We start from the raw sequence: 10600 nt of genomic DNA, 5'->3' as shown, positions 1-10600 counted from the left end.
AGTCATCAATATAAAAACAGCTTAGCATGAATTCGTTGTCCTAGGAGTGATGCACTTTAATGAAAGCCTTTTTAGCACGTGCAGTAATGTTGATTATTGGAGTGATACTCCTCATCCAACTTTGGATCTTTGCAAGTTTAGTTTGGTGGAGAACCAATCCAGTTGAAACCACAATGTTTATGCGGTTGGACTATTGGTCTGATATGAAGCCAATTCAGCAAGATTGGCGAGATTATGATGAGATTAGTGACAACTTTAAGCACGCGATTCTTGCAGCCGAAGATGCGAAGTTTGTCCATCATCATGGATTCGATTGGGCCGGTATCCAGCATGCTTTAGAACGTAATAATGAGAAGGGTGAAGTGGTTGCAGGTGGATCAACAATTTCGCAACAATTGGCAAAAAACCTATTTTTATACAACCAACGTTCGTTTATTCGCAAAGGACAGGAAGCAGTTGCAACTTGGATGATGGAGCGGATGTGGTCAAAGCGTCGAATTTTAGAGGTATATATGAACTCTGTAGAATTTGGTGAAAATATTTATGGGGTTGAAGCTGCAACACAATATTATTATGGGAAAAGTTCAAAAAGCTTAACACGTGAACAAGCCGCATTTTTAGCAGCGTTGTTACCAAATCCTAAGTATTATCAAGATCATCGTAATGACCGTAAGTTGCAATATCGCAAACGCGTCATATTGAGATATATGAACGGAACACAGCTTCCAGAATAATCCGATCGATTAAAAAAGCTCAATATTTTTGGGCTTTTTTACCAAATTGACATAAATTTGCAGCATACTTAAATTATCAGTAGATGAATGCATAAATAACAAGGTTCAGTATGAATACGGCAGTGACGACAACAACGCCAATAGAATATAGTTACAACGATCGTTATATTAATCGCGAATTATCCATCCTCGATTTCCATTTACGTGTCTTGGAACAGGCTGTCGACCCACTTCATCCGTTATTGGAACGTATGAATTTCTTACTGATCTTTTCCCGCAATTTAGATGAGTTTTTTGAAATTCGTGTTGCAGGCATGATGGAGCAGTTAACTCTGGGCAATGAAAGTCGCACACCAGATGGCTTAACTCCAAAGCAAGTTTTAGATCAAATCTCTGTGACTGCTCATGCTGCAATTGAACGACAATATCGAATTCTAAACGAGCAAATCTTGCCTAAGTTGCGTGAAGAAGACATTTGTTTCCTACGCCGTGGTGAGTTGACACCTGCACAGTCAGCATGGATTAAAAAGTATTTTCAAGAGCAAGTCGCTCCTGTGTTAACGCCAATTAGTCTTGATCCAGCGCATCCATTTCCTCGTTTAGTGAATAAAAGTCTAAACTTTATCGTGACCTTAGAAGGTAAAGATGCTTTTGGTCGTCAAATTGATCTAGCTGTAGTCCCTGCACCGCGCTCATTACCGCGTGTGGTTCGTTTACCTGATGAACTGACAGGTGGAAAAGAACATCATGTCATGCTATCTGCGATTATTCATGAGCATGTATCTGATTTATTCCCTGGTATGACAGCGACGGGTTGTTATCAGTTTCGTGTAACACGTAATGCCGATTTAGCTCTTAACGAAGATGTTGAAGACTTAGCGAAAGCCTTAAAAGGTGAGTTAAGTTCTCGTCGTTTTGGTCGTGCTGTACGTTTAGAAGTAACTCATAATTGTCCAAAACACATCTATGAATATTTGTTAGATGAATTTGATCTAAATGAAGAACAACTTTATCGTGTAGATGGGCCTGTAAATTTGGCGCGTTTGTTGTCTAATTTTAAACGTCCGCATTTACGATATGATTCCCACACACCAATTATTCCAAAAGCATTCAAGAAATCCGAAAGTGTGTTTTCTGCGATGCAAAAGCAAGATATTTTGCTGCATCATCCATTCGAATCTTTTGCACCTGTAATTCAATTATTACGTGAAGCAGCACGTGATCCACAAGTGCTTGCAATTAAGCAGACTTTATATCGAAGTGGTGCTGATTCTGAAATTGTTCAGGTACTTGCTGAAGCTGCGCGGAATGGTAAAGAAGTCACAGCAGTAATTGAATTGCGTGCTCGTTTTGATGAGGAGTCAAACATCGAGGTTGCAAACGTTTTGCAAGAAGCGGGTGCGGTCGTTGTATACGGCATCGTAGGCTACAAAACACATGCCAAAATGATCTTAGTTGTGCGTCGTGAGAATAATAAACTAGTCCGTTATGTTCATTTGGGTACAGGTAATTATCATGCAACCAATGCCCGTATCTATACGGACTATGGTTTGATGACGACAGACAAAGATTTATGTGAAGACGTACATCGCATATTCCAAGAGTTAACTGGCATGGGCAAAATGGCGAAGCCGAAGAAGCTTTTGCATGCGCCATTTACTTTACATGCTCAATTGATTAACTATATTGATGATGAAATTGCTAATGCAAAAGCAGGTAAGCCAGCTCAAATCATTGTCAAAGTAAATGCTTTAACTGAAGTTCAATTGATCAATAAATTGTATGAGGCATCTCAAGCGGGTGTTCAGATTGATTTAATTATTCGTTCAATTTGCTGTTTACGTCCAGGTTTACCGAACCTGTCAGAAAATATTCGTGTCCGTTCGATCGTTGGGCGTTTCTTAGAACATACCCGTGTTTATTACTTTAGCAATAATGGAAATCCACGTATTTATTGTTCGAGTGCAGACTGGATGGATCGTAATTTATTCAACCGTGTTGAAGCTTGTTTCCCAATTGAAGACCCTGCATTGAAAAAACGTATTTATCAACAAGGTCTGCTTAACTATCTGAAAGATAACCAGCAAGCATGGTTATTGCAAGGTGATGGTGTTTGGGAGCGCGCTAAACCTGCGGAAGGTGAGGAGCTACATAATGCTCAACACACCTTGTTAGACTTGATTAAATAAGCACTAAAAAACCGATCTTCAATAGATCGGTTTTTTAATTCTGCCTTGATCAGTGCTTAATATGATTTCATTTCTAAAACCAATTGGTTAATGAGATCAGCTGCTTCAAGTTCACGAATTTGTGCAACATTACTACCTGCCCAAAATGCATTGTAGCCAAATTCTTGTTGTTTGTTGGCAATAGCCATCAGTTGTTTGGTTAGATCATAAGTGTATGGGTAGGCTGGAACTTTTGGTCGCTGTGGTGAGTCAATTTCTGTATGCCATGTGCCCAATAAGCCACGTGCAGGGCGACCAGATAAACTCGCACTGATCTGGGTGATTTTTTGACTAAACAATGCTTTTCGATAAGCCGTATTTGCACTTGAACTTTTACATTGAACAAATGCTGTTCCAAGTTGAACAGCTACAGCTCCCGCTTTCATCATCTGTTTAGCTTGATCGCCATTCATAATACCACCAGCAGCAATCACAGGTATTTTGCAATTTTTTGAAATTAAGCTCACCAAATCAAAAGTTTTAATAGCTGCATCAAATTCTTGATTAAAAATACCGCGATGTCCTCCAGCTTCTATACCTTGAGCGATGATCAAATCTATACCAGCAGCTTCAATGGCTTGGGCTTCAATTAAATTTGTTGCAGAAACCATGGTGATAATTCCTGCTTGTTTTAGTGCAGAAATTTGATGAGCTTTGGGAATGCCGAAATGGAAACTGACAGCCTTGGGTTGGGTTTGTAAAACAATATCCAAATAATCATCGCTGTCTAAAAAGCTAGGATATATACAATTCAGTTGTTGGGGTGGTTGTGCATCAAATTTTTCAAAATGAGGGCGTAGGTAGTTGATCCATTGTTGTGCTACATCTTGATCAAGCTGTTCAGATTGATGACAAAAGAAGTTCACCTGAAAAGGTTTATCAGTTAATGATTGTGTTTTAATGATCTGTTCTTTAGCTGCTTCAGGTGTGTTTGCACCTAACCCAAGTGCACCAAGAGCGCCTTGGTTAGACACCTCCGCTGCAAGTTCAGGTGTGGAAACACCTGCCATTGGTGAAATAAAAATGGGATGTTTAATTTCTAATAATTCTAAAATAGTCATATTCTTTACCTACATCATTTTTATTCAACATAGCTTAAATGCTTAAAAAATGGCAAATAATAATGGCTATTTCTTTAAAGAATGATCAAAACTTATGTTATTTAAATAGATATAAAGATGCTTGGCTAACTGTGTAGCCAAACATCAAAACATTGGATTAAGAATAAGCCAGCATGAGCAAAGCCTTAAATATGCCTGCGATCAAAGCTAGACCTAAAAAGCCAACAAACCAAAGTCCAATAAACCATTTTACTTGTGATGATTTCATTTGATTTAACCTTAATGATAGCCTTGGTCACCAACACGAACTTTATCTCTAAAAATCCAGTAACCCCAAAAGGTGTATGCCAAAATGATCGGAATCATCACGACAGCACCAATTAATGCAAACATTTGACTATTTCGTGGCGCAGCAGCTTCCCAAATGGTAACTGATGGAGGAATGATGTTGGGCCATAAAGTAATCACAAAGCCTGAGTAGGCGAGGAACATCAGCACTAGTGTGTAGAGAAAAGGCTTATGTTCATTTCGGTTTAGGCAAGCCCGCCAAGTTAATACGGTAAAAATAATCACCAAGATTGGAACAGGGCTAAAATAAATAAGTTGTGGCACAGTAAACCATTTTGCTGCAATTGCTGGTTGGCTATAAGGTGTATATAAACTGACAGCAGCAAAAATAATGAATAAAGCAATAATTAATTTTGGCATCAGCTCATACATTTTCGCTTGTAGACCATCATCAGTTTTCAAAATTAACCAACCACAACCTAATGCAGCATACATCACCACCACACCTATGCCTGTAAACATAGAAAATGGGGTAAACCAGTCAAAACTACCACCAACGTAGATTCCATTTTCAGTTTTTAAGCCCTGAATATATGCACCTAAAATCATTCCTTGGAGAAAACTAGCAATCGTGGAGCCGCCGATGAATGCAAAGTCCCAGAGTGCTTTGGTCCGATTGGCTTTAAATCTAAACTCAAAAGCGACACCTCTAAAAATAAGGGCAATCACCATGAGCGTAATCGGCATATATAAGGCAGAAAGCACAGTGGCATAAACGATTGGGAAGGCAGCAAAAAGACCTGCTCCTCCTAATACCATCCATGTTTCATTGCCATCCCAAACAGGCGCAACCGTATTCATCATGACATCACGTTCTTGTTGATCCTGAATAAAGGGGAACAAAATACCGATCCCAAGATCAAAACCATCTAGAACAACATATATCAAAACACCTAATGCAATAATCATTGCCCAGATCAGTGAAATATCCATGTTTATTCTCCTTTCTCATGATCATTGGATTCAAGACGTTCATCTACAGCACTGAGTGGGCGCATTGGTGTTTTAAAATGACCAACACCACCTTGTTCCTCTATCGGTGTATGAATAAATTGTGGTCCTTTGTGCATGAGTTTGAAGATGTAATAGATGCCTGTACCAAATACAACAGTATAAACAATGACAAAAATAATCAGGGTAATACCGACTTGATCAGCTGATACGCTAGACAGCGCATCTTTAGTTCGTAACACACCATAAACAACCCATGGTTGGCGACCTAGCTCGGTCGTAAACCATCCTGCTAACAATGCGATATAGCCTGTAGGTCCCATGATTAATGCAAATTTATGGAACCACTTTTTCTCGAATAACTGTTGCTTCTTGCGAAGTAAAAGACCAATCAAAGCGAGTAGAACCATGAGTGTGCCGAGACCCACCATGATACGGAAACTCCAAAATACCAAAGTCGAATTTGGACGATCTTCTGGTGCAAACTCTTTAAGACCTTTAACTTGACCATCTAGACTGTGAGTTAAAATGAGGCTACCTAGATAAGGAATCCCAACTGCATATTTGGTCGTTTCAGCTTGCATATCAGGGATACCAAATAAATACAGAGGCATCGCTTTATCTACATTGGTTTCCCAATGTCCTTCCATTGCAGCTAATTTCGCTGGTTGATGCTTTAAAGTATTTAAACCGTGATGATCTCCAATCAAAACTTGTGCAGGTGCAGCAAATAGAATCATCCACATAGCCATAGAAAATGATTTTTTAACTAAAGCATCCCGACGACCACGTAATAGATGCCAAGCAGCAGTGGCCGCAACAACCAAAGCTGAAACTAAAAAGGCTGCAACAGCCATATGTGCAAATCGGTAAGGGAAGGAAGGATTGAATACGATGGCAAACCAATCAGTCGGCACAATAATGCCATTTTCTATTGCGAAACCTTGAGGTGTTTGCATCCAACTATTTGAAGATAAGATCCAAAACATTGAAATACATGTACCTACAGCAACCATAAATGTAGCAAAAAAGTGTGCCTTTTCACTGACACGCCCCCAGCCAAATAGCATGACGCCGAGAAAGCCTGCCTCTAGGAAAAAGGCAGAAAGCACCTCATAGGTTAACAGTGGGCCAGTTACACTGCCCGCAATCCGAGAAAATTCACTCCAGTTAGTGCCAAACTGATAGCTCATGACTACCCCAGAAACGACACCCATACCAAACGTGACAGCGAAAATTTTTAACCAATATTTATATAAATCTTGATAAATCGGATTGTGACTTCTAAGCCATTTCCACTCTAGTACAGCAAGAAAACAAGCGAGACCAATCGAGGTTGCAGGAAAAATAATATGAAAGGAAACCGTAAAAGCGAACTGGATTCGTGCCAGTTCTAATGCTGTTAAGCCTAAATCCATGATGAATCCTCCATTTCGCTGATCAAAATATTTTGATTAACAGAGTGAAAGAGTGCTTTTTTAAGGGTGTGTGTAACACGCTCTTGCTGAAGATCAGCAAAAGAAAAATGATTAAGCATAGATAAACTCACATTCTCAATAATTGATTAAATAAATGAATACATTGAGAACGTAGAGGGCGGGGCTCGACCTTGAGGGATGAGAAATAGACGTTGTAGTGAAAAGAAGAAACCAATAAATACTTGATACAAATGCAAGTATCGGACTTGTACACGCACGAATACTTCTTTAATCCCAAGTGTGGGGGGTGCAACTAAGTGTCCATAAAAGAAACAAAAAGGACATTGGTGATTAAGATCGTGATGGTGCTGATCAGAATGAGAATCTGCTTGAGGCTGATCTAGATGCAAACTGTGGTGATCAGTATGTAAAACTTGTTCCGAATGTAGATGTAATTTTTGTTTTATTTGGGTAGACAGAAGCAAAACAGTCTCACATGCAGGGGAAATTTGATATTCCTCTGGCAATAAAGGCTGTAAAAAAACAGCGATCTGTAATGCAATTGTTGCAAAAGCCAACAATATCCCAAGTCGATGTATCAAGACACTTCTCTACATTGGACATTTCAAACCAGAAAGTTAGCTTTTGGTTAATTCAGACCATCAAACTAGGCTTTCTGTTATATGTCATCATACACCTAATTTTGAAAAAAATCTTAATGATGCTTGGGATATATTATTAATTTGTAGTTTGATTGATTGGTCAAAATAAAATGGTTATCTTACAAGGGCTGCACATTAAATAATGAGCCTACCCAACTTGAAAATGCCATTGCGATCACGCCCCAAATCACTATTCTTAGGATTCCTTTAAGCATCGATGTGCGTGCAAAATAACTAGATAAAGCACCTAGAACTGCCAAAGACAGAACACCCGTAATTAAAACAGTTTTTGATACCCATTCATTTGAACTTAATAAAATAGCGAGCATGGGGAGTGCTGCACCACATGAAAATGATGCGGCGGAAGATAATGCTGCTTGAATGGGATTTGCTGCTGTATTTTCGTGAATTCCAATTTCATCGCGAGCATGTGCGCCAAGTGCATCATGTGCAGTTAATTGAGTTGCAACCTCATGTGCAAGTTCAGGATTTAAACCCCGTGAGATATAGATTTCAGTCAGTTCTTTTAATTCAGCATGAGGGTTTTTCTCAAGTTCTTTAGCTTCTCTTCGAAGATCAGATGTTTCTATATCTTCTTGTGACTTAACCGAAATATATTCTCCTGCAGCCATAGATGTAGCACCTGAGATTAATCCTGCGATACAGGTAATCAATAAAGTATGAGAACTAACACCGCTTGCAGCTACCCCCATAACTAAACTCGTGACGGAGATGATTCCATCATTCGCCCCAAGAACTGCGGCACGGAGCCACCCTGAACGTTGCATAACATGAAGTTCTGAATGATGTGAATGTGACATACGCTTACTCTTAATTAATCAATATTGTTCAAAATATTAAAGTCATTTATCTGTGATTATTGCTAAATTTTTCAATGATTCATCAACTTATCATACTTATAAAATAACTTATTTTAACGATACCGTGATGTTCTCTTGGTTATAATATGTGAATAATTTGACATTTTAATGCTTTGATTCTTCTTTGAAGTTTTCGTTGTGAACCATAATTATTTGAAAATAAACCTTCATACACACATTATTTAACTTTAGTGTAAGAAGGCTATTGTGCTGGTTTATGATAATGCTTGGAAAGCTTGAATTGCACGTTCTCTACTGGTTTTTAAGTCAACAATTGGATGGGGATAATCTAATTTCAATGCGGTATTTTGGGCATAAGGCTCATGAATCCGTTTAGCGTCTAGTTGAGTCAGTTCTGGGACCCAACGTCGAATATACACGCCATTTTCATCAAACTTTTGGGATTGGCTAATTGGATTAAAAATTCTGAAATAGGGAGCAGCATCAGTTCCTGTCGATGCACACCATTGCCAACCGCCATTATTTGCAGCTAGATCGCCATCAATCAGGTTTTGCATGAACCATTGTTCACCTTTACGCCAATCAATTAATAGATTTTTAGTTAGGAACATGGCACAAATCATGCGAACTCGGTTGTGCATCCAACCTGTAGAAAGAAGTTGACGCATACCCGCATCAACAATTGGAATACCTGTTTGTCCTCGTTTCCATTTTTCAAAACCTTCGCTATCATCACGCCATTGAACATTCTGTGTTGCAGCTTTAAAAGGCAAGTGCTTAGAAACTTGTGGAAAATCGAATAATATATGTTGATAAAATTCACGCCATAATAATTCATTTAACCACGTTTGTTGTCCTTCGGACTGGATAACAAAATCACCTTGTTGATGTCTAAATGCTGCTTGAATGCACTGACGAATTGAAATAATTCCAATATTTAAATAAGCAGAAAGTTGACTAGTTCCTTTAACCGAAGGGTAGTCCCGTAAAGCGTTATATTGAATAATTCGTTTTTCAACAAACTGATTCAGTAGGTTTCTCGCATGTTTTTCACCCACTCGCCATTCACTCGCATTTTTGTCTTTAATTTTGTCAGCATAGTGATTTTGGATGTTCTGTAAATCTGTTTGGTGTAGTTGACAAAAATCAAACTCTAAGGTTGCTTGGGTTTCTGGGATTGGATAACACTGAGGTAAACCGAGTTCTAAGCGCTGATAGCAACTTTTTTTGAAAGCACCAAAAACTTGATAGGGTAGATTCGATTGAGTTCGAATACTTGCAACTGGAAACAGCGTTCGATCTTGAAACAGTATCAGTTGTTTTTTTTGACGATTTAAACTTTGTTGTACTTCATTATCGCGTTTGAGTTCATTGAAGCCAAATTCAATATTGGCATATACATTTTCAAATGGTAATTTTTCTGCGAGATCAACAAAAAACTCCGCAATGTCATCCCAAAGAGGTACAGTAAATATGAGTAAAGGGATCTGTAGTTTGGAAAGTTCTGTTTTTAGCTCTAAAAGTTGGCGCAAATAAAAATCAATTTTAATATCCGCATCGTCATGACGTTGCCATTGTTCAGGTGACAGAATACAAATCGCTATACATGGACCATTCTGACGGGCATGCCATAAAGCAGCCTGATCACGGACGCGGAGTTCTTGGCGGAACCAGATTAATTGATAAGTATTTGACATAGCAATTCTATAAATTTCTTTAAAAATTATTATTTATATTTTATAAGTGCTTATGTGAAGAAAAAGCAAAGCCGAGGCTTTGCTTTTTGAGATGTTCTAATTCACAGAGGAATTAGTGGTGGTGACCACCTACACCGTGTACGTGACCGTGATCTAACTCTTCTTGAGTCGCATCACGAATTTCAACGATTTCAACTTCGAAAGTAAGATCTTGACCAGCTAATGGGAAGTTCGCATCAACGATAATGTTGTCACCTTCAACAGCTTTAACAGTTACGATTTGAACGCCATCATCAGTTTGAGCTTGGAACTGCATGCCCGCTTGGATGTTATCCACGCCTTGGAACATTTGAGCTGGAACTTCTTGAACTAGATCAGGGTTATATTCACCGTAGCCTTCAGCAGCAGGTACGTTTACAGTGAATTTTTCACCAACAGTTTTACCTGTAAGAGCATTTTCTAGACCAGGGATGATGTTGCCTGCGCCGTGCAAATATGCAAGTGGTTCACCTTGAGATTGATCAAGTGTTTCACCCTCAGCGTTTGTTAAAGTGTAGTGGAATGAAACCACGTGGTTATTTGCAATAGCAGTCATGTTGTTTGATCCATTCAATCAATTTAGATGTATATCATAAAGTGAAAAATAGATTTTGTTGACT

Annotated in this window: 9 protein-coding genes; 2 read left to right on the top strand and 7 right to left on the bottom strand. The window is 38.8% G+C overall.

All coding sequences use genetic code 11. From position 1 onward, the window contains the following. Positions 1-59 precede the first annotated feature (59 nt). Entirely contained in the window at positions 60-734 is a 675-nt protein-coding gene (mtgA, locus tag MKL32_RS02695) for a monofunctional biosynthetic peptidoglycan transglycosylase (protein ID WP_004912643.1), read from the top strand. A gap of 110 nt (positions 735-844) precedes the next feature. Next, complete coding sequence (ppk1, locus tag MKL32_RS02690; RefSeq protein WP_004912640.1) at positions 845-2923, top strand: polyphosphate kinase 1; 2079 nt, start codon at positions 845-847, stop codon at positions 2921-2923. Between the two features lie 56 nt (positions 2924-2979). Here ppk1 and MKL32_RS02685 read toward each other — a convergent pair whose 3' ends face one another. From MKL32_RS02685 to MKL32_RS02655, 7 genes are all read right to left on the bottom strand, one after another. Beyond that, entirely contained in the window at positions 2980-4023 is a 1044-nt protein-coding gene (locus MKL32_RS02685) for an NAD(P)H-dependent flavin oxidoreductase (protein ID WP_005402246.1), read from the bottom strand. 279 nt (positions 4024-4302) lie between these two features. Further along, entirely contained in the window at positions 4303-5304 is a 1002-nt protein-coding gene (gene cydB, locus MKL32_RS02680) for a cytochrome d ubiquinol oxidase subunit II (protein ID WP_005402247.1), read from the bottom strand. A 2-nt stretch (positions 5305-5306) separates the two neighbouring features. Next, a complete protein-coding gene (locus MKL32_RS02675; RefSeq protein WP_005402248.1) occupies positions 5307-6740 on the bottom strand; it encodes a cytochrome ubiquinol oxidase subunit I in 1434 nt (477 codons plus the stop codon). Positions 6741-6886: 146 nt separating this feature from the next. Further along, positions 6887-7318, bottom strand: coding sequence for a DUF2946 domain-containing protein (locus MKL32_RS02670; RefSeq protein ID WP_004956199.1), 432 nt, complete (start codon positions 7316-7318; stop codon positions 6887-6889). 203 nt (positions 7319-7521) lie between these two features. After that, complete coding sequence (locus MKL32_RS02665; protein ID WP_151769390.1) at positions 7522-8223, bottom strand: VIT1/CCC1 transporter family protein; 702 nt, start codon at positions 8221-8223, stop codon at positions 7522-7524. A 275-nt stretch (positions 8224-8498) separates the two neighbouring features. Further along, positions 8499-9941, bottom strand: a complete 1443-nt coding sequence (locus tag MKL32_RS02660) for a cryptochrome/photolyase family protein (RefSeq protein WP_270900135.1) — start codon at positions 9939-9941, stop codon at positions 8499-8501. A 112-nt stretch (positions 9942-10053) separates the two neighbouring features. Further along, a complete protein-coding gene (locus MKL32_RS02655; RefSeq protein WP_005402252.1) occupies positions 10054-10536 on the bottom strand; it encodes an FKBP-type peptidyl-prolyl cis-trans isomerase in 483 nt (160 codons plus the stop codon). Positions 10537-10600 lie beyond the last annotated feature (64 nt).

Source organism: Acinetobacter sp. AOR34_HL, assembly GCF_027854795.1.
Lineage (GTDB): Bacteria > Pseudomonadota > Gammaproteobacteria > Pseudomonadales > Moraxellaceae > Acinetobacter > Acinetobacter junii.
Note: the sequence above shows the minus strand (reverse complement) of the source record. Positions and strands in the feature narration are given on the sequence as shown.

Excerpts from the sequence above, each read along its gene's own strand:
- mtgA (WP_004912643.1), top strand. The coding sequence starts at position 60 with ATGAAAGCCTTTTTAGCACGTGCAGTAATGTTGATTATTGGAGTGATA.
- ppk1 (WP_004912640.1), top strand. The coding sequence starts at position 845 with ATGAATACGGCAGTGACGACAACAACGCCAATAGAATATAGTTACAAC.
- MKL32_RS02685 (WP_005402246.1), bottom strand. The coding sequence starts at position 4,023 with ATGACTATTTTAGAATTATTAGAAATTAAACATCCCATTTTTATTTCA.
- cydB (WP_005402247.1), bottom strand. The coding sequence starts at position 5,304 with ATGGATATTTCACTGATCTGGGCAATGATTATTGCATTAGGTGTTTTG.
- MKL32_RS02675 (WP_005402248.1), bottom strand. The coding sequence starts at position 6,740 with ATGGATTTAGGCTTAACAGCATTAGAACTGGCACGAATCCAGTTCGCT.
- MKL32_RS02665 (WP_151769390.1), bottom strand. The coding sequence starts at position 8,223 with ATGTCACATTCACATCATTCAGAACTTCATGTTATGCAACGTTCAGGG.
- MKL32_RS02660 (WP_270900135.1), bottom strand. The coding sequence starts at position 9,941 with ATGTCAAATACTTATCAATTAATCTGGTTCCGCCAAGAACTCCGCGTC.
- MKL32_RS02655 (WP_005402252.1), bottom strand. The coding sequence starts at position 10,536 with ATGACTGCTATTGCAAATAACCACGTGGTTTCATTCCACTACACTTTA.